The 24,681-nt window shown below is 37.5% G+C and carries 22 protein-coding genes; 18 read left to right on the top strand and 4 right to left on the bottom strand.

What is annotated here, in order from left to right:
* Window positions 1-12 precede the first annotated feature (12 nt).
* On the top strand, window positions 13-390 hold the full coding sequence (locus BDR01S_RS01200; protein ID WP_066253043.1) for a hotdog domain-containing protein: 378 nt from the start codon (window positions 13-15) through the stop codon (window positions 388-390).
* Window positions 391-588: 198 nt separating this feature from the next.
* On the opposite strand, the gene BDR01S_RS01195 is transcribed toward BDR01S_RS01200, so the two are convergent.
* Window positions 589-2,001: a PQQ-dependent sugar dehydrogenase gene (locus BDR01S_RS01195; protein WP_066253045.1), complete on the bottom strand. Its 1,413-nt coding sequence runs from the start codon at window positions 1,999-2,001 to the stop codon at window positions 589-591.
* A 286-nt stretch (window positions 2,002-2,287) separates the two neighbouring features.
* On the opposite strand from BDR01S_RS01195, the gene BDR01S_RS01190 reads away from it, so the two are divergent.
* The 8 genes from BDR01S_RS01190 (at window position 2,288) to BDR01S_RS01155 (ending at window position 9,269) form a co-directional block, all read left to right on the top strand.
* A complete protein-coding gene (locus BDR01S_RS01190; protein ID WP_066253048.1) occupies window positions 2,288-3,730 on the top strand; it encodes a glycoside hydrolase family 1 protein in 1,443 nt (480 codons plus the stop codon).
* 200 nt (window positions 3,731-3,930) lie between these two features.
* Complete coding sequence (locus tag BDR01S_RS01185; protein WP_066253051.1) at window positions 3,931-4,146, top strand: hypothetical protein; 216 nt, start codon at window positions 3,931-3,933, stop codon at window positions 4,144-4,146.
* 436 nt (window positions 4,147-4,582) lie between these two features.
* The gene (locus BDR01S_RS01180) at window positions 4,583-4,930 is read left to right on the top strand and encodes an ArsR/SmtB family transcription factor (RefSeq protein ID WP_066253057.1); all 348 of its coding nucleotides are present in this window, start codon (window positions 4,583-4,585) and stop codon (window positions 4,928-4,930) included.
* A gap of 26 nt (window positions 4,931-4,956) precedes the next feature.
* Complete coding sequence (gene arsB, locus BDR01S_RS01175; RefSeq protein WP_066253059.1) at window positions 4,957-6,012, top strand: ACR3 family arsenite efflux transporter; 1,056 nt, start codon at window positions 4,957-4,959, stop codon at window positions 6,010-6,012.
* Window positions 6,013-6,038: 26 nt separating this feature from the next.
* On the top strand, window positions 6,039-6,461 hold the full coding sequence (gene arsC / locus BDR01S_RS01170; protein WP_066253062.1) for an arsenate reductase (thioredoxin): 423 nt from the start codon (window positions 6,039-6,041) through the stop codon (window positions 6,459-6,461).
* 119 nt (window positions 6,462-6,580) lie between these two features.
* Entirely contained in the window at window positions 6,581-6,808 is a 228-nt protein-coding gene (locus BDR01S_RS25620) for a hypothetical protein (RefSeq protein ID WP_066253066.1), read from the top strand.
* A gap of 598 nt (window positions 6,809-7,406) precedes the next feature.
* Complete coding sequence (locus BDR01S_RS01160) at window positions 7,407-8,234, top strand: electron transfer flavoprotein subunit beta/FixA family protein (RefSeq protein WP_066253069.1); 828 nt, start codon at window positions 7,407-7,409, stop codon at window positions 8,232-8,234.
* A complete protein-coding gene (locus BDR01S_RS01155) occupies window positions 8,235-9,269 on the top strand; it encodes an electron transfer flavoprotein subunit alpha/FixB family protein (protein WP_066253072.1) in 1,035 nt (344 codons plus the stop codon).
* 164 nt (window positions 9,270-9,433) lie between these two features.
* Here BDR01S_RS01155 and BDR01S_RS01150 read toward each other — a convergent pair whose 3' ends face one another.
* Window positions 9,434-9,922, bottom strand: coding sequence for a hypothetical protein (locus tag BDR01S_RS01150; protein ID WP_066253075.1), 489 nt, complete (start codon window positions 9,920-9,922; stop codon window positions 9,434-9,436).
* Between the two features lie 299 nt (window positions 9,923-10,221).
* Here BDR01S_RS01150 and BDR01S_RS24660 point away from each other — a divergent pair, with 299 nt between their 5' ends.
* Together BDR01S_RS24660 and BDR01S_RS01145 are read left to right on the top strand one after the other, a co-directional pair.
* Window positions 10,222-10,644, top strand: coding sequence for a hypothetical protein (locus BDR01S_RS24660; RefSeq protein ID WP_174523418.1), 423 nt, complete (start codon window positions 10,222-10,224; stop codon window positions 10,642-10,644).
* A 297-nt stretch (window positions 10,645-10,941) separates the two neighbouring features.
* A complete protein-coding gene (locus BDR01S_RS01145; protein WP_066253078.1) occupies window positions 10,942-12,321 on the top strand; it encodes a Mur ligase family protein in 1,380 nt (459 codons plus the stop codon).
* 143 nt (window positions 12,322-12,464) lie between these two features.
* Here BDR01S_RS01145 and BDR01S_RS01140 read toward each other — a convergent pair whose 3' ends face one another.
* Entirely contained in the window at window positions 12,465-13,487 is a 1,023-nt protein-coding gene (locus BDR01S_RS01140; RefSeq protein ID WP_066253081.1) for a YheC/YheD family endospore coat-associated protein, read from the bottom strand.
* An 82-nt stretch (window positions 13,488-13,569) separates the two neighbouring features.
* Window positions 13,570-14,787, bottom strand: coding sequence for an ATP-grasp domain-containing protein (locus BDR01S_RS01135; protein WP_066253085.1), 1,218 nt, complete (start codon window positions 14,785-14,787; stop codon window positions 13,570-13,572).
* Window positions 14,788-15,218: 431 nt separating this feature from the next.
* Here BDR01S_RS01135 and BDR01S_RS01130 point away from each other — a divergent pair, with 431 nt between their 5' ends.
* From BDR01S_RS01130 to BDR01S_RS01100, 7 genes are all read left to right on the top strand, one after another.
* Window positions 15,219-15,353, top strand: coding sequence for a BA3454 family stress response protein (locus BDR01S_RS01130; RefSeq protein WP_066253089.1), 135 nt, complete (start codon window positions 15,219-15,221; stop codon window positions 15,351-15,353).
* Window positions 15,354-15,419: 66 nt separating this feature from the next.
* A complete protein-coding gene (gene zwf / locus BDR01S_RS01125) occupies window positions 15,420-16,922 on the top strand; it encodes a glucose-6-phosphate dehydrogenase (protein ID WP_066253092.1) in 1,503 nt (500 codons plus the stop codon).
* Window positions 16,923-16,947: 25 nt separating this feature from the next.
* On the top strand, window positions 16,948-18,945 hold the full coding sequence (tkt, locus tag BDR01S_RS01120; RefSeq protein ID WP_066253094.1) for a transketolase: 1,998 nt from the start codon (window positions 16,948-16,950) through the stop codon (window positions 18,943-18,945).
* 47 nt (window positions 18,946-18,992) lie between these two features.
* Window positions 18,993-19,886 carry a phosphogluconate dehydrogenase (NAD(+)-dependent, decarboxylating) gene (gene gnd / locus BDR01S_RS01115; RefSeq protein WP_066253096.1) on the top strand — a complete coding sequence of 298 codons (894 nt, stop codon included), beginning with the start codon at window positions 18,993-18,995 and terminating at the stop codon, window positions 19,884-19,886.
* Window positions 19,887-19,920: 34 nt separating this feature from the next.
* The gene (fsa, locus tag BDR01S_RS01110; protein WP_066253098.1) at window positions 19,921-20,580 is read left to right on the top strand and encodes a fructose-6-phosphate aldolase; all 660 of its coding nucleotides are present in this window, start codon (window positions 19,921-19,923) and stop codon (window positions 20,578-20,580) included.
* A gap of 89 nt (window positions 20,581-20,669) precedes the next feature.
* Window positions 20,670-22,007 (top strand): glucose-6-phosphate isomerase, encoded by a 1,338-nt coding sequence (locus tag BDR01S_RS01105; RefSeq protein ID WP_066253100.1) that lies wholly within the window; start codon window positions 20,670-20,672, stop codon window positions 22,005-22,007.
* A 272-nt stretch (window positions 22,008-22,279) separates the two neighbouring features.
* Window positions 22,280-24,565, top strand: a complete 2,286-nt coding sequence (locus BDR01S_RS01100) for an EAL domain-containing protein (RefSeq protein WP_082797271.1) — start codon at window positions 22,280-22,282, stop codon at window positions 24,563-24,565.
* Window positions 24,566-24,681: the final 116 nt, after the last annotated feature.

Raw genomic sequence — 24,681 nt, 5'->3', positions numbered from 1 at the left:
GAGGAGATTTGTATGCCATTAAAAGTAGGAGATAATATTACGTTTGAACGGACTTTTACCGTAAGGGATGTTGAATTATTTACAGAGATTTCAGGTGATGAAGGGATTCATCATCTAACCCCGGATGAACAAGGAAGACTTGTAATTCAAGGACTATTAACGGCAACTCTGCCAACAAAAGTAGGCGGAGACCATAACGTACTGGCTCGTACTATGAATTTTGAGTTTTTAAAACCTGTGTTTACGGGAGATACAATAATTTGTGAAGTTAAAATTGAGGAATTCGAAAGGAAAGAAAATAATAGAACAGCTATTAAAGCCTCCTTTTTATGTAAAAATCAGAATGAAAAAGAGGTACTAAAAGGGGGGTTTTCAGGGATAATACTGTAAATTCTTTATACTTTCTTCGAATAATGGGGCAATAGCAAGCGGGGGTTGTATTATGATTTCGATTAATGAAGCAAAACAAATGCTTATTGAACTAGAATCTAAAAGTACTTTTGTAAAAATATAAACAAAAGCTCTAATTCCTTTATGGAATAGAGCTTTTTTAGCATGCACTTTGCAGTATTAAGTAGAATTTTTAAATTACGGAACAATTTCAAAAACAGTACCTTGGTTAAAATCAGTCACTTTCATCGAACCATAAACCCCTAAATAGAGTTTGGTTTGATCTAGATTCGTTCCCAAACTAACATAATAAGCTGATTGAGCGCCAAAATTATAATCGGTTTCAATCACACTATAATCATTTAGTTTACCATCTGTTCTGACTGGGGAATATGCTAAAACTCCCTTAACCTGAGGTTGAGAATCCCTCCGCGCAAGGTCGGTAAACACTACACTTCCCGTTAAATCGGGGATTGCATTCCCCATATACGCTTGCACTCCTGTAAGTGCCGTTCCACCAAACTTATCGGGTCTGGAATCTTTATGAAAATAACTAGTTAGAGGCGGAAGACGCTCCACTGAAGTCTTTATAGTTTCATCGTAATAAGCAATTGTTTTCTCATTCAAAGCCGGATTTGCAGAGCAGTTTCTTATAATTGAAGTAGGGAAAGCACCTTCCCACCCTCGCCAGCCAAAGTTAATAAAGCCATCTTGGTCAGGTTCAGGCTTCAATAAGGAAGCTTGAACAAGCTGAGGAACAGGTATTGGTTTATAATGAAGGAATGAAAAAATGGACTCTACCAGATCCTGTCCGACATTTCCCACATGTTTGAAGTACTGATTATAATACCTTTGAAATGAAATGCCCGGTATATTACGGACCCCTTTGGCCATAATCGTAAGTGTTTCCTGAATAGGTAGCGGTAGTTCATTAAAACGTGTGACTACAGGTGGATTAGAGATAGAGGTATTCTTAACTACGTCGATTTCAATGATTTTACCGGCTATTTCCATATTATCCTGGCTTAAACTTAATGGATCATAACCTGATCCGCCATCTCCAGTTGTTAGAACAAGTTTCCCAGTTTCAGGTGAAAAGTTTAAGCTATTGACACCATTATGATTAAGAAATGGTCTCCTTAAGTTAAGTAATGTCCGTCGTTTTTGAGATTGCCCATTTGATTGAAAAATCCATTCCTCAACTGTATCAATATGATTATATTGAGTTTCTCTATTTATCCACTTTTGATTTAAGGTAATGGGATCACACGGATTAGGCTCAAAGGATTTAGAAAGAGCACCTGGCCCTTGTGTTCCAGCCACCGAGTAATGAAGATAAAATAGACCGTTATAATTAAATTGGGGATGGAACGCCAACCCTAGCAATCCCCGTTCATCATAACCACCTCTAGGTCCACCTAATTTTAGAATTCGCGGGCGAATATCTAAAAAAGTCCGTAAACTTTCGTTTCCTATGTAAAAGATCTCTCCTACCTGGGTAGCAATAAATAATCTTTCAACTGAGTCTCCTGGAAGGATTGTTGTCTTCAAAACAGTGGGTAAATTAATGTTTCTAACCATTGGCCGTAAACTAACCCTAACTTTTTTCACCTAACTTAACACTCCTACTCATTGATTTCTTTTATAAGAGTATGATTAGAATGGTTCTATTAGTACAAAGGCAAGGCTGAGGAACCTGATAAGTCATAGTAAATGAACGGTGAAGTAAGAAGGAGTCTTGCCAATTTATTTAGAGTACTTTTAACTTTTTAATATATAAGGAAAAACAGAGCACATTAAATAGTGGCCTATAAATATATCCCTTTGAAAAAAGGAAGCACAGCTATTTAACTAGAATATGTTAATTTAACTATAAACAGACAGGAGGAAAAAAGGATTGAAATCTACACAAAAGGCATTTCCGGAGGGTTTTTTATGGGGAGGTGCTACTGCTGCTAACCAGATAGAAGGTGGATTTAATGAGGGGAATAAGGGCTTAAATATTGCCGATGTTCTACCGGGCGGGAAGGAACGCCTGAAAATACTAATGACACCTGGATATAACTTTGAAGTCAATCGCGAAAAATACACTTACCCAAATCATGAAGCGATTGATTTTTATCATCGTTACAAAGAGGATATCGCTCTATTTGCCGAAATGGGCTTTAAAGTGTTTCGGATGTCGATTGCATGGACAAGGATTTTTCCAAATGGTGATGAGTTGGAACCTAATGAAGAGGGTTTGGCTTTTTACGACCGGGTTCTCGTTGAATTACTAAAGCATGGAATTGAACCTGTCGTAACTATTTCTCACTATGAAATGCCTCTACACTTAGTGAAAGAGTATGGAGGCTGGAGAAGTCGCCATGTTGTTACCTTCTTTGAAAAATATGCCAATGTCATTCTAGAGCGTTATAAGGAAAAAGTGAAATATTGGATGACCTTTAACGAAATCAACGGTGCCTTGAAGATGCCGATTATGAGTATGGGCTTTTCTCCCCAAAAAGAAGAAAATCGTTATCAGGAGACTTTCCAAGCATTCCATCATCAATTTGTTGCCAGTGCACTTGCAGTTAAAGCATGTAAACGAATAATTCCTGATGCAAAAATTGGCTGCATGATCCTTTTTGCGCCTGTTTATTCTTACGATTGCAAGCCGGAGAATGTTCTGTACGCCTTAAAAGAAGAGGAATTGTTTAATTATTTCTGTGCTGATGTCCAGGTGCGCGGGGAGTATCCAGCCTTCATTAAACGCTTTTTTAAGAAGAAAAACATCGAATTAGAGATGCAGGATGGTGACTTGGACATAATCAAAGAAGGTACAGTCGATTATATTGGCTTAAGTTATTACATGTCCCGTACGGATAAAAAAGAGAAGACAGAAGAGGAAAAAGCACAAGGAAATATTGTTGGTGGTGTTAAAAACCCATTCCTTAAGGCAAGTGATTGGGGCTGGGAAATAGATCCGGTTGGGTTACGTATCAGCTTAAACAAGCTTTATGGAAGATATCAGGTACCGCTTTTTGTTGTCGAAAATGGCTTAGGGGCGTACGACCAGACGGAGGAAGATGGTTCGATCAATGATGACTATAGAATGAATTATTTACGCGAGCATATAGCAGCCATGGGCGAGGCGATTGAAGATGGTGTGGAACTGATGGGTTATACAAGCTGGGGGTGTATTGACTTAGTTAGTATGTCAACCGGTGAAATGTCCAAGCGCTATGGGTTTATTTACGTCGATAAGAACGATGATGGAAGTGGAACATTGGAACGAAGGAGGAAAAAATCATTCCATTGGTATAAAAATGTGATTGAAAGCAATGGGGAGGTTCTTTGAGAACACAGGAGTATAACTGTTAAATTCGGCAAAACTGTTTACTAATTTGTAGATAAGGCAGTTTTGCCTTTTTTTATTTCAAAAAAACGACCTTAAAAATTCAAAATATTGACAAAGTTGAGAATGGTTTTGTCACTTTAATGGTCATATAATTGACATAAAGAAGGGAGGGCAAAGTTTCTAATAATTCAAATGAACTTATGAAAGAAGGTGATGGAAAAATGTCACTCGCTCACTTTGATGATATTTATCAAATCTGTTGTGGAATGGAAGAGGAAGAAACACTAAGGAAGGCAAAGCTTGCGAATGAACGGTTAAAACTCATGGAAAATCGTAATTCAGATGACTCTCGATGGTGGGAAGAGGCAGTTAGAGAGAGTTTAAACGAAAAAGAAAGAGAGGTATTTTATGTCTAAGAGGAAAAAGAATACATGGTGATTATCCCCCGTTTGTTCCGAATCAAGGAATGATGGGGGATTATTTTTCTGTGTTGTAGGCATTTTGAAGTGCATTTTCTCGGACAATTAAGAAGGCTAGGGTTGCGTGATTTATTGCTTCTTCAAGGGGTGCACCCGTGCATGCTTGAAGATTTAATGGGATCATTGTGAGAATGATTATCGAAGCTATAGCTACAGTTCTTTTTTTTTACAATAACTTTACAATGAAACTCCTTGAATCCAAACGATAATTGTTTTAACATATAAGTAAATAGTTATATTTTAATTTGTATTTAAGCCTGTGGAAATCCATGAATAGATTTCTTGGATACAATAGAAAATTATAGAAATGTAAATTAAATGGATTCTATATAAGTAAATAATTATTTGATTATACATATAGGAGGTGTTCGTTATGTTAAAGTCCAAAGTTGACTTGGAGAGGGCTGCTAACGTTTTAAAATTATTAGGTGATAAAACCCGCTTGACCATTATAGCTATTTTAAAACAACGTGAATGTTGTGTATGTGAAATACTTGAAGTGTTTGATATGAGTCAGCCATCTATCAGCCAGCATCTTCGAAAATTAAAAGATGCAGGTATGGTTAAAGAGGAAAGAAGAGGGCAGTGGATTTATTATTCACTAAATCAACAAAGTGAGCTTTATGGAATTATAGAAGATATCCTGGAACATGTACCCGAACAGACAGATAAAATTAAATTGATTGAAAAAGCAAATCCTACGCTTCAATGTGGATGTTAGCTTTATTATAAATAGGGAGTGAAAACATGAGTAATACAGAAAAGAAACGTCTATCATTTCTGGATCGTTACCTAACGCTTTGGATTTTTCTTGCTATGGCAATAGGGATTGGATTAGGATTTATCTCTCCTGGATTTGTAGACAGTATGAACAGCCTGCAGATTGGAACGACATCGATTCCACTTGCGATTGGCCTAATTTTAATGATGTATCCTCCATTAGCAAAAGTTCGTTATGAGGAGATTGGCCGTGTATTTAAAGATGTAAAAGTCTTAGCTTTATCGCTTGTACAAAACTGGATCATTGGACCCATTCTAATGTTTTTGTTAGCCATTATCTTTCTTCCTGATAAACCAGAGTATATGGTTGGTTTAATTATGATTGGTTTAGCTCGTTGTATTGCGATGGTCATCGTCTGGAATGACCTTGCAAAAGGAGATACGGAATACGCTGCTGGTTTAGTTGCATTCAATTCTATTTTCCAAATGTTATTCTTCTCCGTTTATGCATATGTGTTCGTAACCATCATCCCTGAATGGATCGGGATCCAAGGGGCAGTTGTAAATATAACAATGATAGAAGTAGCTAAATCAGTTTTCATCTATCTTGGAATCCCTTTTATAGCGGGTATGATTACTCGCTTTACGTTGGTAAAGGCTAAAGGGAGACAATGGTATGAAAAAGTGTTTATTCCTAAAATCAGTCCGATTACCTTAATTGCTTTACTATTTACGATAATCCTTATGTTCTCATTAAAAGGGGACGCTATTGTAAGTTTGCCATTAGATGTAGTACGTATAGCCATTCCTTTATTAATTTACTTTGTCATCATGTTCTTTGTTTCCTTTTTTATGGGAAGGAAAATTGGAGCGAACTACCCTGTAACAACAACACTTGCTTTTACAGCTGGAAGTAATAACTTTGAGTTAGCGATTGCAGTAGCTGTTGGCGTATTTGGAATCCATTCCGGTGCTGCATTTGCAGCCGTTATTGGCCCACTGGTAGAAGTACCTGTCATGATTGCATTGGTCAACGTGGCTCTATGGTTTAAACGGAAATATTTTAAAGAGCATGCAGCCTAAATCTTATATTAAAGGTGGAATTCAACATGGAAAACAAAAAGAAACTTTACTTTTTATGTACAGGAAATTCTTGCAGAAGCCAAATGGCAGAGGGATGGGCTTTAAAACATTTAGGATACGAATGGGAAGTACGCAGTGCCGGTATTGAAGCTCACGGATTAAACCCTAATGCTGTAAAAGCGATGAAAGAAGCTGGAATTGATATTTCAACTCATACTTCTGATATTATCGATCCAGAGTATTTGAACAATGCTGATTTAGTTGTCACTTTATGTGGTGACGCTGCTGATAAATGTCCAGTTACACCACCAAGTGTAAAACGGGTTCATTGGGGATTTGATGATCCAGCCAAAGCACAAGGGACAGACGAAGAGAAATGGGCATTCTTCCAACGTGTCCGTGATGAAATCGGAGTGCGTATTCAGCGTTTTGCGGAAACGGGAGAGTAAGCAATAACTAGGAAAAATGAGCTTGATAAAAAGGTTAATAGGTAAAAACGATTTACAGTCTTCAGGTTGTTGTGGTGTAGAAATCAAGGAGGTTCAAAATACTCAAGCGGAGTCCAGATATGGCACTTCGGAAGGTAACACTTGTGATACAACAAATGAACAGCACTTTTCTTAAAATACGTGCCAAAATGACTGCCGTATTGGCATCGTTATTGGTATATAAAAAAGTAAAACTCGCCATAGCTATTGCGAGTTTTTTTATTAAGAGTACAAAACCTTTTTATAAAACCTTACTTGTAAGAGGGTTCACCTTTATGCACCAAAATGAGGTACTATTAGGTTTTTGAGAAAAAACCCACTCTCTTTTAGTTAAGATGTCTTGTCCTTAATCGAGTAACCAGCAAAAGTAAAATAAGCGGAGATTTTCCGCTTAAATGCAGAATGGAGCTCGTTTCGGGGTAAATAAGCGGAGGTTTTCCGCTTAATCAAAGAAAAATCACCCATTTTCGAATTTTTCGAATCAATAAGCGGAATCTCTTCGTCTATTTAAGCCTTTTTTAATAATAATTACGAATTAAGCGGAATTTTTCCGCCTATTTATCAGCTCAGGTGCTTAACCTGATCCCCCAACCGATAAGTACGGACCCTATTGAACCGAGAGACGGGAATCAGCAGCTTTTTATCGACCAGCTAAAGCTTGATAAATAAAGAAAAAGACGTATGCCTATTCATATGTCAATTCTTGTGTCTTTTAATAAGAATGCACCCGAAAACGGAACCCTTTAGATTCCTTCACTCGTGCGGTTTTATTCTTGCATTTATCTTCATTGGGAACACATTTATGAAGATATTTATCAGAAAATTCGAATGTAAGGACATCTCGTTTAATAAAGTAAAAGTAATCGGCTTAAAAAAGCATTTAAGCTGGAAACAGGGAGGGGTTAAATGCTGCATATTGTAGTCTGTATCAAGCAAGTGCCTGACACCAAAATTATTAAGATGAATCCAAAAACAAACACAATGGACCGGAGGACTGCGCCTGCGATCTTGAATCCGTATGATACTCATGCTGTTGAAGAGGCGGTTCGTCTAAAGGAAAGGTACGGGGGGATTGTATCAGTCGTAACGATGGGGCCGCCTCCAGCGGTTAACGCGATAAAAACGTGCATTGAAATTGGCGCCGATGAGGGCTATTTAATCACGGACCGCCGGTTTGCGGGTGCAGATACATTGGCAACGAGTTATGCCGTAACAAAGGCGATTGAAAAAATAGCAAAAACGAAGCCAATAGATTTGATTATTTGCGGAAAAATGTCCATCGATGGAGATACCGGGCAAGTCGGACCCGGAATAGCAAGAAGGATCGATATTCCACCGCTGACTTCTGTAAACAAAGTTGTGGAAATCAATCAAGAAGAAGGATATGCCATTGTCCATCGCAAGTTGGAGGACGGATATGAAGTCGTCCGGTCCACATTGCCGTGTTTATTTTCCGTTGAAAAAACAATCAATGAAGTGCCATATTCTCCGCTTCCCAACATGATAAAAGCTGCCAGATATAAACCAATTATTTGGTCTGTTGATGACCTGGAAGGTGTAGATATAAAGCAGCTTGGTTTGAAAGGATCCCCTACGATTGTCTCCAAAGTATGGGCTCCGCAAAAACCGGCTGGGGGAACGTTCTTTGAAGGCAACCCTGAGGCACAAGTAGATCAATTGCTCTCTATTTTGCTTGGAAAGAAAGAACTGTTTGAAACGAAGGAGGGCGTGTAATTGGATTTCCAAGATTATAAAGGCGTTTGGGTATTCATTGAACAAAAGGATGATGTGGTTGCCTCCGTTTCACTAGAACTTTTAGGTGCCGGAAGAAAGTTAGCAGACAAACGGGGAGTGGAATTGGCGGGTATTCTCATCGGTGAAAATGTTAAACATTTAACAAAGACTGTTTTTGAATATGGAGCAGATACAGTCTACGTTTATGATCAACCCATCTTTAAACATTATCGGACTGAAACCTATATGAAGGCACTATTGGAGTGCTCTGATAAATATAAACCGGAAATTATCGTTTATGGTGCCACCTCAACAGGAAAAGACCTGGCAAGTGCAGTAGCCACCGATTTGCCGACAGGTTTGACGGCAGATACGACGGAGTTGGATGTTGAAGAGGAAACGGGGTTACTATTGGCGAGCAGGCCGGCTTTTGGTGGAAATATTATGGCGACTATTTTATGTAAAAAATACCGGCCTCAAATGGCGACAGTACGTGCCAAGGTGATGAAGGCGCTAACCCCGGAGTCCGGGAGAACAGGAAAGAAAATTGAAGAATCAATATCCCTAAAGGAAGAAGATATTCGTACAAAAGTCTTAGAAATTGTAAAGGAAACGGTAAAGAAGGTAAGAATCGATGAGGCGGATATCATTGTTGCTGGCGGTAAAGGATTAGGGAGTTTCGAAGGATTTCAAATTATACACCAATTGGCGGAAACTCTTGGAGGAGCGGTTGGTGCTAGCAGGGATGTGGTGGAAGCGGGCTGGATCGATCACGCCCATCAAGTAGGGCAAACCGGTGTGACAGTAACGCCAAAAATTTATTTTGCAATTGGAATCTCCGGTGCGATTCAACATATTGTGGGAATGAAAAATTCCAGTTTAATTATTGCTATTAATAAGGACAAAGAAGCCCCCATTTTTCAGAACTGTCATTATGGAATTGTTGGTGATGCCTTTGAAATTGTTCCTATTTTAATTGAACAGTTTAAAAAGGCTTTATCTAGAGAAAAGGTCAGCAATACAAGCAATGGTTGATGTGATGATGCTGGGGCGACAAAAAGGTAGAAGTCTTAAGTTCCAAAAATGAATTAATTGATACTGTCGATGTCTCTATTTTAAAGCCTCACGGTGAATTTTCACCATGAGGTTTTTTCCATATATAACATTTATATTACAAATAGGAATTTTCAATATAACCCCTAACACAAAACTATTATTCTATAGGGTGTGGTTTGGGCGGGGATACTTTTTGTGGAAGGTCCATAAATAACAATTAGATCTCGGTTCACAGGTGTTCTTGAAAAGAGCTGCCCATTGGTTAAAACTATTTGAGTATATGGAGAAATATTTAATCGTAATCGACCATCACTACTCTCTAGCTCACTATTAAAATAATCTACTTTTACATTATGATATGGGCTTTTCTTTACCATGACAAGTGCTTGATATTGCGGAGGGTAAATAAGAAGGGCAGGTGCGTTTCCGTCATAATATCCAGTCACGCGATCTCCTACTGCCATCATTACATGGTCTACAAAGTAAGTTGTGGGAGACACCACGAAATTTACTATTGCACCCATTCCGTTTTCTACAGATATTAACTTCCTACAGCCATCTCCTTCCCCATTTTGTCCTAAAAGATCAGTAATCATCGTGATGGTCCCATGAAACGAAAAAAAGTTTGTCATCATTATACCTCCAATACTTGTACCTCTGCATCCGAATAATCTTTAGAATTCCTGGACAAATGTCCCCCTCCAAAATACATGTAATTGCTTTGTGTACAATATGTAGGTCAATACCTATTTGACTGTGTGGCTGCCCATATTAGATAAGAATATGTTCTGTAGATTAATAGGAAAGGGATATAAAGGTGCTAAGAAAATACTGTGTTATAGGTAAATGCACATTTGTGAGGGTACAAGTTAATAGGTCTATGACTAATGAATATGATGTTGTGAGATTAAAAATATGAGGAGTGAATTTTATGTACCCTAGTCAAGGCCCTTTGTATTATTCCTATCCAAATAGTCAGGATGCTTATATCTATTCGTTTCCATACCAAGAAATGGATTATTACCACTCAGCACTTGATGGAAGACAATTTGGTGGGCATCAACCTCCGTCTGCACCTCCTGGTCAAGAGCTGGAGCCTGGACCGCCAACATCACCACCACCATCTATTGTTCCTCAGCAGACGCAACAAGTAGGAGCGTTTGCTGTAGACCCAGGTAGTATGATTAGGTGTTTACACAGATTCACGTATGTATGGCTTAGAGGTCGTGAACAATTCTGGTTTTATCCAACATTTATCGGTAGACACTCTGTCTCAGGGTTTCGCTGGACTGGACGTAGATGGGTCCGTTTCGGAATAAGCCTTAGACAAATTCAATCGTTTACTTGCGTTTAATAAGGAAGGATTTTGCAATCTGGAATCGTCAAAAAGTATATCCATCATTGGGAACACTGGTTCATTAATACCATTCTCCCATATGTTTACAAATCCAAGAAGAGGAGGTTTATATAAACCTCCCTAAATACTTGTTTAATTTTTATAGCCTGTGTATTTATCACACACCTGCAGGAGGGGACACGTCATATGATACATAAGCCTTTGAATTCAAGGTGATTCAATCGCTACCATCATATAGAACATAATTATTGAGGGAGATGCTTTTTTCAAAAAAGGAACTTCAGGAGGGACATTTTGAAAACTTTATTATTGGAGAACATTTTAACTGCCATGAGTATTCAGCCTAATGAAAAGCAAAAAGGTATACGAATCAAGAACGTCACTTATGACAGATCTGAAATTAGAAGTCAAACGTTATTCTTTCGTTGGAACAATAGAGCGGTGCCTGTTGAATCGATAAAGAAATACAAAAATGTATTCATCGTTACAGATTCACCCTTTTCTCAGATGGAAAGTTTAAATCCGAATCAAATCATTATGGTAAAGGATCTAAAAGACAGTTTCTTTAAATTCACTTCGTACTATAGGCATCTGTTTAACCTTCCTGTAGTCGCCATAACGGGTACATGTGGAAAGTCTACAACGAAAGAAATGCTAAAACATATTTTAGAAGAAACACACAATGTCCAAGCAACAATCTCCAGCAAAAATGCCAGTTATTACAACCTTCCTTATTTAATGGGCATTGATGAAGATACGGATGTGGCAGTGTTTGAAACAGCTGTATCTTCAAAAGGTGATATGACGGAGTCCTGTAGGTATTTTTACCCGACAATTGGGATTATGACAATGATTGATGTGGATCATACGGATAAAATTCAATCATTTGATCGTTATCTAGCAGAAAAGGCAAAAATTATAGAAGGGATGAATAATGAGGGAATTCTCATCCTAAATTCGGATGACCATTATCTATCCTCCATCGATACTTCTAAATTTAAGGGAGAGATTATAACGTTCGGAAAAAACAAGAATGCTATTTTTAGGATTAAGAAATATCAATATCATTCATCCGGTATGACTTTTTGGATGGAATATAAGCAAAGGGGATTTAAAGGATATATACCAGGTCTTGGTGAGCATAGTGTATATAATGCAGTCGCTTCAATAGCAGCTGCTGCAATCTTAGGAGTGGATATTCACTATGCTTTAAAGAGATTATCTTCTTATCATCACATGAGATCCCATTTTCAAATAATTGAAGGACGAAATCAATTTACGTTGGTAGATGATACGTGGAAGTCAAATCCTGCTTCCTTAAGAAAAGGCTTAGAAACATTAAGCCGAATATCATTGCCATCCCAAAGGAAGATTGTTGTTCTAGGAAGAATGGCATCACTGGGAAAATATGCAGATGAAGAATACGAAAAGGCAGGACGTCAAATCGCTGCTTCGGGGGTCGATATTCTCATCACCAAAGGGTCGATTGCAAAAGATTTTCAGAAGCCAGCTATCGAGGCAGGAGTAAATCCAGATCATGTTTATCATTTTTCAGAAGCAGATGAAATGAAGAGGTTTTTTGATTCATTTTTACTCCCAAATGACATTGTTTATTTTAAAACGGGCGGGAATGACTCTGACTTCGATGATGTCATCGACTATTTAAGAAGTTAAAATGGTAGAAACTTTAATCATAAAAAAGCAGCTTTCCTTTAATGGAATGCAACCCAATTGTTTACAATTGGAGGAGCAGTTCATGAGAGGAAGGCTGCCTTTTTTGGGAATGTATTTAGTGTTTATTTTATTTCCTGTTAATGTTAATTTTTATCAGCTAAATATTTAGCATACAAAATCGTATTTTTGGCTACATCTAATTCAACATTATATATATTAGGTGGACCTGGTCTCCAGTTCACCTCAAAAAGCCATAGTTTTTGGTTTGCATCAATGCCGACGTCAATTCCTAATTCATCCAATTCATTATCATATAAAGAATCAAAATGATTTGAAAAGCTGATCGCAAACTGTTCAAGGTACTTTTTAATATCATACCAGGAGTCACCAAACTCTGTTTTTAAAAAAATATCCAAGTAAGTACTATAACCACCACTCCCCATATTAGATGTTATCGTTCCTAAACGCCCAATCCTTGGATATATAGAAGTAATCACCCATTTTCCTTCGCCATTTTTTTGTACATGCAACCGGAAATCGAAAACATGACCAGATTTTGTTTGACTTGTAATAAACTGTTGAACTACGTACTCCTGTTCTTGTATTTTAGGGGTTAACCAATCTACCAATTGTTTTTCATTCATAGATGATTCTACTCCGGCATCATTTATTTTATAATGATTTGATCCATATTTTTCAATAAAAACAACGCCGCCTCCTTGATGCCCAGATAGCGGTTTGATAATAACCTTTTGATAACGTTTGATCATGTCAAAAAAAATCTGAACGTTAGTTAATTCATAGAAAGGAATAAGGTAATGTTTAAATTTATTTGCGTTTTTAATCCTGTTATATACCGTTAATTTGTCCCCAATCGAATGGCTTGTAAACGGAATTCTATCAAACAAATAATCAAAAATATGTCTAGTGTTCTCACCTGCAAGATAACTTGCATTATAAATGACATCAGGGAATGGAAATTCTTTTTCAATCCATCGTCCATTTTCATAGGCTTTTCCTAAAATTTTTTGCTGTTTTATATTCACCTTCCCTAGGGTAAAGTAAAAAAAACTTACTCCTTCTGCTTTTGCTACAGCGGCATAAGCATATACTTTCTTTACATTAATTGGATCTCTACGATGATGAAGCATGCCAATTAGCGTCATTTTTCTTCTTTTCCACCTCTCCACATTCTTTTTCTGATAATAAGACTAGAATTTTTGTTCAATATTTGTCACTCGCAAAATTCTATAATGGGTCAACGTAGAAACGTATATTGCTAGCTGCTCGAATGGCAATTCTTTTCGCTTCCATTTTATATTCCGAGGATGCCAAAATGTATCCGCAACGATCACCCATTGATAATGGCGGACGTACGATCTGGCCTCGTCGAGGTTTTATATACACCTCTTCTACACCAGGATATTGTGAGCTGTGTTCTTTCCCCGTTACCTTATTTAATGTTCCTTTAGAATCAACTGTTAAATAATGTGCATATACATACTTCCTGTGTTTTTTTGTAAGGCGAGGCGCATTTCCTAACATTAATTGAATGGTTTCCTCTACTAAATTAATTCCATATCCGACTTCAATGATTCGATTCATCGCTCCACCTGAGATCCTTGGATTAATTTCAATTAATTTCCATACCCCATTTACTAAACGCATTTCAAGGTGACAGGCACCATTTTTCATTTCAAAAGCCTTTAAGAGGGAACTTATTGTATCAAGGATACTATCGTACATTCTTTGGTTGATATATGGTAGTAAACAATATCCGGTTACGATAAATCGATGTAAAAGAGTAATCTCTTGTTCGATGATCGCGACAATATGCACTTTTCCATTGTGGACTAATACTTCAATTAAATATTGGGGGCCTTTTAGATACTCTTCCAGTAAAATCTGTTCATTTCTTTTTTGTAACTCTTGTATTGCCAGTTTTAACTGGTTCTCGTTTTTTGCCAAGATAACATCTTTTGATCCGGCGGATGTAGGAGACTTTACAATAAGAGGTAAATAGTCCTTGGCTTGATCAATAAAATACTCTAAGGAATAATCATCAGGATTATAAAGGGCATAATAGGGGGAATTTGGGTGTCCTTTGAGAAGCTCACGTGTTAATACTTTATTTTCCATTATAAAAATGGAATCAGTAGAGACTATACTTTTACAAAATTCTTCTGCTAAGACGGCTGCTAGGTGAACGTAAGAATGGACAAAACTAAAAATGCCTTTAATTTGTTTGCCTTGTTGTTGTAGTTTGGTGAGGCATTTTTTTATTTCAGCATCATTCGATAATTCCACTAAAATCATTTGATGGACTTCGGGAAATTCTGTTCTTTGCTGTATGAATTTTTGTCTATTGGTGAATAACACCGTAAAAAAGCCGAGTCGTTCGGCAGCTTTAATTGCTTCTCTGCTGGATCCAGATTTGTTTGTTTCTATAAATACAATGGTTCGCATAAGCTTAGTCATCCTATCTTTACTGGTATTTTTAATGAAGGATTCACTTAACCAGTTTTATTTTAAATTACCTGATACGTACAATTTATTATATTGTCATAAGACAAGAGTGGTCTGGACAAACATCATAATTCTTAAGACAATTTAATTAAAGAATTTGTAAAAATGAAAAGTGTGATCACTATATATGTAAAATAATCTTGATTACAGATCAGGTTTCACAAATACTGTCAGAACTGATTAACTAGGACGAAAAAATCTAATAACCTTACTGTATAATTATATATCTTTAATTCGAGATATTTTACTTGACGATAATTTATTCAGGGTATATCATTGGTTACATAAAGTAACTAAAGTTATTTAAAGTTCCTTGGTGCGTGAATGTTGTTCTAGAGAATGATATTGAAAAATGAATAGGAGTGAACCAAATGATAGAAGTAACTGTGAAATTAAATTATAAAGGAAAATATTATTTAACTAATGTAATTGTTAAAAAGGACACACCTGAAGAACAAATTTTGCATTTCGCACAAGAACAGATTAAGAAACAATGGATAAATTAAAAAATGAATCTCCAGATCTTTAAGTGAAAGAGGCAAATGAAAATAAACGAACATGGGGGAAGAATGATGGAATCAATGACCTTTGTCTTATTTGGAGCAACAGGAGATTTAGCAAAGAGAAAAATTTTCCCTGCTCTATACAATTTGTATGTGGATCAGAAATTACCGCAGTCCATATCCATTATTGGGCTCGGAAGAAGGGATCTTTCTCATTCAGATTTTCAAGAAAAAGTGAAAGACTCTATTTTGGACTTTTCTCGACGCCTAGAACACGAGGCTGCTAATATGGGGGAATTTTTAGATTACTTCCGCTATAGTACATTGGATGTAAACCGTGAAGAAGATTATCAATCATTACTAGAGTTAGTGAGACAGCGTGAAAAGGAACTTCATTTGGAAGAAAATCGCATGTTTTATCTCTCGGTTGCACCAGAATTTTTTGAAACGATTGCCTTAAACATAAAAAATAGTGGTCTTGGACAGACAAACGGCTGGAAACGGTTGATCATTGAAAAGCCATTTGGACATGATCTTCAATCGGCACGGGAACTAAATGAAAAACTAAGTCGTGCCTTTGAAGAAGAGGAAATTTATCGGATTGACCACTACTTAGGCAAACCGATGGTTCAGAACCTAGAAGCCTTATCTTTTGCAAACCCGATTCTACAGTCCTTGTGGAATAAAGAACATATTGCAAATGTTCAAATTACCGCGAGTGAAACAGTTGGGGTAGAAAAAAGAGCTGGATACTATGATCAGGCTGGAGCAATACGTGATATGGTTCAAAACCATATGTTGCAGATGCTGATGATGACTGCTATGGATACTCCTAAAAAAATAAACGCAGCAGAAATTAGAAGAGAGAAACGGAAGGTCATGGTGTCACTTCGTTCCATAAATAAAGAAGATGTTCATTACGATATTGTTCGCGGGCAATACATTTCAGGTGAGGTAAACAGTCAAAAAGTTCCAAGCTATATACAAGAGCCAGGGGTAAATCCTTATTCCAAGACAGATACATTTGTTGCTGCCCGTTTGTGGATTGATCACACTTCTTGGTCTGGTGTTCCTTTTTACATCCGTACAGGAAAAAGAATGAAGGAAAAATCCACACGAATTGTAATTGAATTTAAAAATCAGAAAAACCTCTCATATAAAAATAATCAAATGAACCCTAACTTATTAATCATTGAAATCAATCCAGATGAAAATATTTCTTTCCAATTAAATAGCAAAAACCCATTGAATAATGGAAAGGTTGAACCTGTAAGGATTAATTTGTCGAATGATCAAATAAGCTTGGGAGTCCCTGAAGCTTATGAAAGACTTATTTATGATGCTATTAACGGGGATTCTACCTTCTTTGCTCATTGGAAGGAAGTTGAATTGTCATGGGAATGGGTCCAGCCAATTCTAGACGCCTTTGAGGAAAACCTAATACCACTCAATGAATATAAGTCAGGTTCCTACGGTCCTGATGCGGCTGATTTATTACTTTTAGAAAATGGCTTTAAATGGTGGCTGGATGAAGAAGTTCAAGAAAGCAAGGAAATGGTACTACACAACTAAGAATATCTAGGAGGAAATAAAAACGATGTCACAAAACATTGAAAACCTATCTGTTTCTACTATTCGAACATTATCTATTGATGCCATTAATGCGGCAAATTCAGGTCATCCTGGTCTCCCGATGGGGGCAGCGCCGATGACATATGCATTATGGGCGAAACATCTGAATCATAATCCTGAAAACCCAAAATGGTTTAACCGCGACAGATTTGTTTTATCTGCGGGACATGGATCAAGTTTGCTGTATAGCATGCTGCATTTAGCTGGCTACAATGTCACGATTGATGATTTGAAAAATTTTCGTAAGTTAAATAGCAGAACTCCGGGGCATCCAGAATTCGGTCATACAGCTGGCGTGGAGGCAACTACAGGCCCATTAGGGCAAGGGATTGCAAATGCTGTTGGAATGGCGATGGCAGAAGCTCATTTAGCAGCCAAGTTCAATAAAGAAGGTCACCAGGTAATTGATCACTACACCTACGCGTTAGTCGGGGACGGTGACTTAATGGAAGGTATTTCCTATGAAGCCATGTCAATGGCAGGTCATATGAAACTTGGCAAGCTAGTTGTTTTATATGATTCAAATGATATCTCACTAGATGGAGATTTAAATGCCTCATTCTCAGAAAATATCGAGAAAAGGGCAGAATCAGCAAACTGGCACTATTTGAGAGTAGAAGATGGAAATGATCTTGAAGCCATTTCTAATGCAATCGAAGCAGCCAAACAAAAAACAGACCAACCAAGTTTGATTGAAATCAGAACGATTATTGGATATGGCAGTCCAAAGGTAGCAGGAACCAATAAAGCACATGGTGCACCACTGGGAGCTGAAGAAGGAAAAGCGACAAAACAAGCCTATAACTGGCTTTATGAAGAAGATTTCTACGTTCCAGAGGAAGTAAAAGGACACTTTGCGCAATTAAGGAATAAAGGGATCGACGCTGAGCAAAGCTGGATGAGCTTATTCGAATCATATAAGCAAGCATATCCAGAATTAGCCGATCAATTAACAAATGCTATAGATGGAAAAGTACTGATTGATACAAAAGATATATTAACCTTTGATACAGGGAAAGCTGTTTCAACAAGGGTTGCCAGCGGAGATGCAATCAACCATTATGTGAAATCTGTGCCAGCAATTTTTGGCGGAAGTGCAGACCTTTCCCATTCTACAATGACAGAAATTAAAGGTGAACAAATGTACGCGGTAGAATCATACGGTGCACGTAATGTTTACTTTGGTGTCCGTGAACACGCAATGGGAGCAGCTGCTAATGGTATGGCCTATCACGGTGGTGTGAAACCTTTTGTAAGTACATTCTTTGTTTTTAATGATTATCTGCGACCATCGATCCGTCTTGCTGCATTATCTAAACTTCCAGTGATTTATGTGTTTACACATGATTCAATAGCAGTTGGTGAGGATGGTCCAACACATGAACCGGTTGAACATTTGGCTGCACTTCGATCCATACCTGGATTAACGGTGATAAGACCAACTGATGCAAATGAAACAGCTAGTGCTTGGGCGTATGCTCTTCAGCAAACTGATGGTCCGGTTGCCTTGATCCTAAGCCGTCAAAACTTACCAGTGTTTAATGAAACAAAAGCAAATCTAGAGAACCTTTCTAAAGGTGGCTATGTTTTGGAAGAGACCAATTCAAATCCAGATGTCATTTTAATGGCTACCGGTTCTGAAGTATCCTTGGCTGTGAATGCAAAGACCGAACTTGAAAAAGAAAATATATCGGTCCGTATCGTTTCTATGCCAAGTTGGGAATTGTTTAGTCGGCAATCAGCAGAATATAAAGAAGAGATACTACCTTCTTCTCAATCTAAACGTGTTGCTATTGAAATGGGGATCTCACTTGGATGGGAACGATTTGTTGGATTTGAAGGGAAAATCTTATCCATCGAAACATTTGGAGCTTCAGGTGATGGAGCTGCAGTCATGAAGGAATTTGGATTTACAACTGATAATGTAGTACGAATCACGAAAAGTGTTTTAAATCCTTCTTAAGAAGGTTAATTAACAAAATAAATATCAAATTGTTGGAGGGAAACAGAATGAAGGTTGGATTGATTGGTTTAGGAAAAATGGGATTAAATTTAGGACAAAATTTATTGGATCACCATCATGAAGTTGTCGCATTTGATGTGAATCCAAGTGCAGTCGAAAATATGAAGCAATATGGAGCATCAGGTGTTGCAAGTTATAAAGAACTCATCCAGTCCTTGGAAAAGCCAAGAATTGTATGGATTATGGTCCCACATGCAGTGGTTGATTCGGTTATCGGTGAAATTTCACCCTATTTGGAAAAAGGAGATATTGTCGTTGAAGCAGGCAATTCTCACTATAAGGAATCGATTCAACGCTACAATGAATTAAAGGAAATAGGCGTGAGATTTATGGATGCGGGAACTTCAGGTGGTATGGAAGGGGCTCGAAATGGAGCTTGTTATATGATCGGCGGGGATCCTGAAGCTTGGGAAGTGGTCCAACCCCTTTTCAAAGATACAGCGGTAGAGAATGGTTTCTTATATGCCGGCAAAGCAGGCAGCGGGCATTTCTTAAAGATGGTTCATAATGGAATCGAATATGCCATGATGGCTGCTATTGGAGAAGGCTTCGAAGTTCTTGAGAAAAGCGATTTTGATTTTGATTACGATCAGGTCGCAAGAGTGTGGAATAATGGATCCGTCATTCGTTCATGGCTGATGGAATTAACAGAAAATGCCTTCTCAAAATATCCGAATTTGGATGAAATTAAAGGGATTATGCATTCCTCAGGTGAAGGGAAATGGACGGTAGAGGCAGCTCTAGACCTTAAAACAGCAACACCAGTCATTGCCATGTCATTATTAATGCGTTATCGCTCTCTGGAAGATGATACCTTTACAGGAAAAGTTGTAGCCGCACTAAGAAATGAATTTGGTGGACATACGGTCGAAAAAAACTAAAAATATTATTTAATAAAAAATGGGGGAATAAAATATGAAATTTTTTATCGATACTGCAAACCTAGAGGAAATCAAAAAAGCTTATAAGATTGGCGTGTTATCAGGTGTTACAACTAACCCATCACTCGTTGCCAAAGAAGGCGTGAAATTTGAGGATCGTATCGCAGAAATCCTAAATGCCGTTCCAGAGGTTGAGTCAGTTTCTGCCGAAGTAACACCCAATGCTTTAACGGCTGAGCAAATGATTGCAGAAGCAAACGAGCTCATTAAAATAAATGGCGGCGATAAGAATATTACAATTAAAGTTCCCATGACACTAGATGGACTAGAGACTTGCCGCTATTTAACTAAAAAAGGTGTTAAAACCAATGTTACCTTAATTTTCAGTGTCAATCAGGCATTGCTTGCTGCACGTGCAGGAGCTACTTATGTTTCGCCATTCTTAGGACGTTTGGATGATATTAATGAAGATGGTGTAGAACTTGTCGCAAAAATTGCGGAGATGTTCCGTGTTCAAAATCTAGATTCACAAATCATTGCGGCATCTGTTCGTCATCCTGACCATGTAACCCGTGTAGCGATGGCTGGAGCTCATATTGCAACGATTCCATTTAAGGTCATTGAGCAATTATCAAAACATCCTTTAACAGATCAAGGACTTGAAAAATTTGCTGCTGACTGGAAAACAGTCTAATAAAAAAAGGGCGTTATCTATTTTCCTTGCTAGACGAGGAAATAACGCCCTTGCACATTATTTAAATTAAAAAAAGAGGAGAACCAATAATGGCTATTACTTTTGATTATTCTAATGCATTATCTTTCATGCAGCAGCATGAAGTCGATTATTTAAGTGAATTTGTGAAAACTGCACATGATATGCTCCACGAGAAAAAAGGACCGGGATCTGACTATCTTGGATGGGTCGATTTACCACATAACTACGATAAAGAAGAATTTGCAAGAATCAAAGCGGCTTCTGAAAGAATTAAGAGTAATTCAGATGCATTAATCGTAATCGGAATCGGGGGCTCTTATCTTGGCGCTAGAGCTGCCATTGAAGCACTATCTCATACATTCCATAACCAGATGGGTGACAAGACAGAAATTTATTTCGCTGGACAGAATATCAGTGCTACATATCTTTCTCATTTATTTGATGTGATTAAGGATAAGGATATTTCCGTCAATGTGATTTCAAAGTCTGGTACAACAACAGAACCTGCTATAGCGTTCCGTATTTTCCGGGATTATTTGGAGAAAAAGTACGGTAAAGAAGAAGCGAAAAAACGTATTTATGCCACTACGGATCGTGCTAAAGGAGCATTAAAAACACTTGCCGATGAGGAAGGGTACGAAACATTTGTCATTCCTGATGATGTCGGCGGTAGATATTCTGTGTTAACAGCAGTTGGTTTATTACCGATTGCAACCGCAGGCTTAGATATTGATAAAATGATGGCAGGTGCTGCTTCTGCTGCGGATAAATATAGTAATCCAAACTTGGCAGAAAATCAAAGTTATCAATATGCTGCAGTTAGAAATGCTCTTTACAGAAAAGGAAAAGCGATTGAGCTTCTAGTGAATTTTGAACCATCCCTTCATTATGTTTCAGAATGGTGGAAACAGTTATTCGGTGAGAGTGAAGGGAAAGACCAAAAAGGTCTTTATCCAGCTTCTGTCGATTTCACCACGGATCTTCATTCGATGGGACAATATGTCCAAGAAGGGCGCCGGGACCTTATTGAAACCGTGGTAGCTGTAAAAGAACCGAAACTAGACATCACCCTTGGCGAAGAGGCTTCTGATCTGGATGGATTGAATTATTTAGCTGGGAAGACCATGGACTATGTCAATAAGAATGCCGCACAAGGTACGGTTTTAGCCCATGTGGATGGTGGAGTACCAAACCTATCGGTCGAACTGGATCAATTAAATGAGTATACGTTTGGCGAAATGGTTTATTTCTTTGAAAAAGCATGTGGAATCAGCGGCTTACTCATGGGAGTAAATCCATTTGATCAACCAGGTGTAGAGGCTTATAAGAAAAACATGTTTGCACTACTTGGTAAACCAGGATATGAAGCAGAAAGAGAAGAATTACAAAAACGTATATCTAAATAATAGTAAATGAAAGCACTCTTGTCTTAGATTAACGGGTTCTGTTATCGAGTACTAAACATTAAATAACACACTAAAAAGCAGTCCGAATCGGACTGCTTTTAATTTTGAACGGATGAAAGTGTTCCGTCTGTTGACGAATAAAGTAAAACAATATATTCTTAATTCGAGATATTTTAATTAAATATTAATTAATTGAGGTTTTTTTGCTAGCGATTATGTTAACAAACGAACTTGCTGTCCAACTTAATGTAAAGACCGGGGAGAGTTTATAGATGGAAAACTGGTTTGTAGATCAAGCACATTCCACAGTAGGGTTTGAAGTGAAACATATGATGGTATCAAAGGTAAGGGGGCAATTTGATTCCTTTCAAGCCGATGTAGAGGCTAAAGATTTAACGGATTTAACAACTGCAAAAATTGTATTCAAGTTGGATGGGGATAGTATAAACACTCGTAACCTAGAACGCGATAAACACTTAAAATCAGTTGACTTCTTTGATATTCAAAATTACCCAACGATCGATTTCAAATCTACTAAGATTACAAAAAATCGTGATCGTTATAAAGTTACTGGTGATATAACGATAAAAGGTATAACAAAACCAGTAACATTTGATGTTGAGTTCGGCGGTAAAGGGACAAACCCATTGGGAGTGGAAGTTTACGGTTATGAAGCAGAAGCAACTATTAACCGTGAAGAATTTGGTCTCACCTGGAATGCAGCACTGGAAACTGGCGGAATACTGGTTGGGAAAGCGATTAAAATTAAAGTCGAATTAGAATTAAATCACCAATATAGTGCTTTTTCGAAAACTTCCAGTCAAGAGATGAAATCTCTAATTGAAAAAAAGCAATTGAAGCAAAAAACAACAAGCAATGAAATTCACAGGATAATAGCCGAAAACATAATCGATATGGTGTTGATTATTGATAGGAATGGCGCCATTCACTATGTTTCTCCATCACTTAAAACAGTGTTAAACTATGACCTTCCTTTACTAGAAATGAGTAACTTTTTTGAAAAAATCCAACAGGATGACCAGGATAGGGTTAGAAATGAAATATTATCTTATTGTAGCAGAACCATAAAAAGGGAATTGAAAAGCGAATTCCGTCTCCGTCATGAAGAAGGATATTATATCGACGTCGAGGCAAATATCGTAAGTATTACCGACCCTTCTTTTTCAAAAAATGATAATGATTTTATATTAGTCGTTATGCGTGATATAAGTGAACGAAAAGAAGTAGAAAAAGCGATTTACCGATTAGCATTCCATGATTCCTTGACAAATCTTCCAAATCGACGCTCGTTTATGAATCAGCTTCGCAATGAAGTCATGGACCGAAAATTATCCAAGTCTAAACTGTCCGTCTTTTTTATTGATCTGGATAATTTTAAACAAATTAATGACCAATGGGGTCATGATGCAGGAGACCTTGTGCTTAAAGAAGCCGCTAAAAGGATTCAATCTGTTATTCGATCAACAGATATAGCAGCTAGAATTGGCGGAGATGAATTTGTCGTCATGTTAAAAGATGTCGAGGATGAACAGTATGTATTAACAATTGTTGAAAGAATGTTAAATCAGTTTCAAAATCCTATAAAGGAGGCTGGACAAGATTTTATGCTCACCTGCAGTATTGGTGTGGCACACTATCCTGCTCACGGAGAATCTCCTGAAGATCTGATCAAGAATGCGGACACTGCACTTTATTTTGTGAAAGAACGCGGTAAAAATGACTTTATGATATTCAATCAACTCATGGAACATCAATCTTTAGAGCGGCGTTTACTTGAAAATGCATTAAGACAAGGGATCAATGAGCAACAATTCTACTTGGAATATCAACCGAAAATTAACATGTCTACCAATGAGTTAATCGGAATGGAAGCATTGGTCAGATGGAAGCACCCTGATTTAGGAATTATTCCTCCGGGAAAATTTATTCCACTAGCAGAAGAAACGGGATTAATTGTCCCTTTCGGAGAATGGATACTTAGAGAAAGCTGCCGGCAATCATCCGCATGGCAAGACCAAGGTTATCCACCTTTACACTTATCTGTGAATGTTTCGGTTAGTCAGTTGGAGGACATATATTTTGTTGATAAGGTTAAAACGATTTTGCATGAAACAGGATTAGATCCAAAATGGCTTGAATTTGAGATAACTGAAAGTGTCTTGGCAAGTGTCAAAAGCACGGTATCCATTTTAAAAGAAATTCGAAATCTAGGCATCCAAATTTCTGTCGATGATTTTGGTACAGGGTATAGTTCACTAAGTTATATTAAAGACCTTCCAATTGATACATTAAAAGTCGACCAATCGTTTGTAAAAGATATTCATACGAATAAAGAAAGTAAGGAAATTGCAAAGGCTATCATAAACTTAGCAAAATCCATCGGATTAAATGTCATTGCAGAGGGAATTGAACTAAAGGAACATGTTGATGAACTTAGCAAAGATGGTTATATACTTGGACAAGGTTACTTCTTCAGCAGGCCATTGAAAGTGGGAGCATTTGAGGATTTTATGACCACTAATCATGCAGCATCATAAAGCTTGAAATGGAATTGGTTCATTAAGAGACCAAAATAAGATAATCTCAACAAGGGTGTAATATTTAAGTCATTAATGTTAAATATTTTGCCATTGTACTACATATAAGGGCATTT

Origin of the sequence: Neobacillus drentensis NBRC 102427, assembly GCF_001591445.1 — a bacterium.
GTDB classification, from domain to species: domain Bacteria; phylum Bacillota; class Bacilli; order Bacillales; family Cytobacillaceae; genus Neobacillus; species Neobacillus drentensis.
The sequence above is the reverse complement of the archived record's forward strand: the minus strand, read 5'-3'. Positions and strand labels throughout refer to the sequence as shown.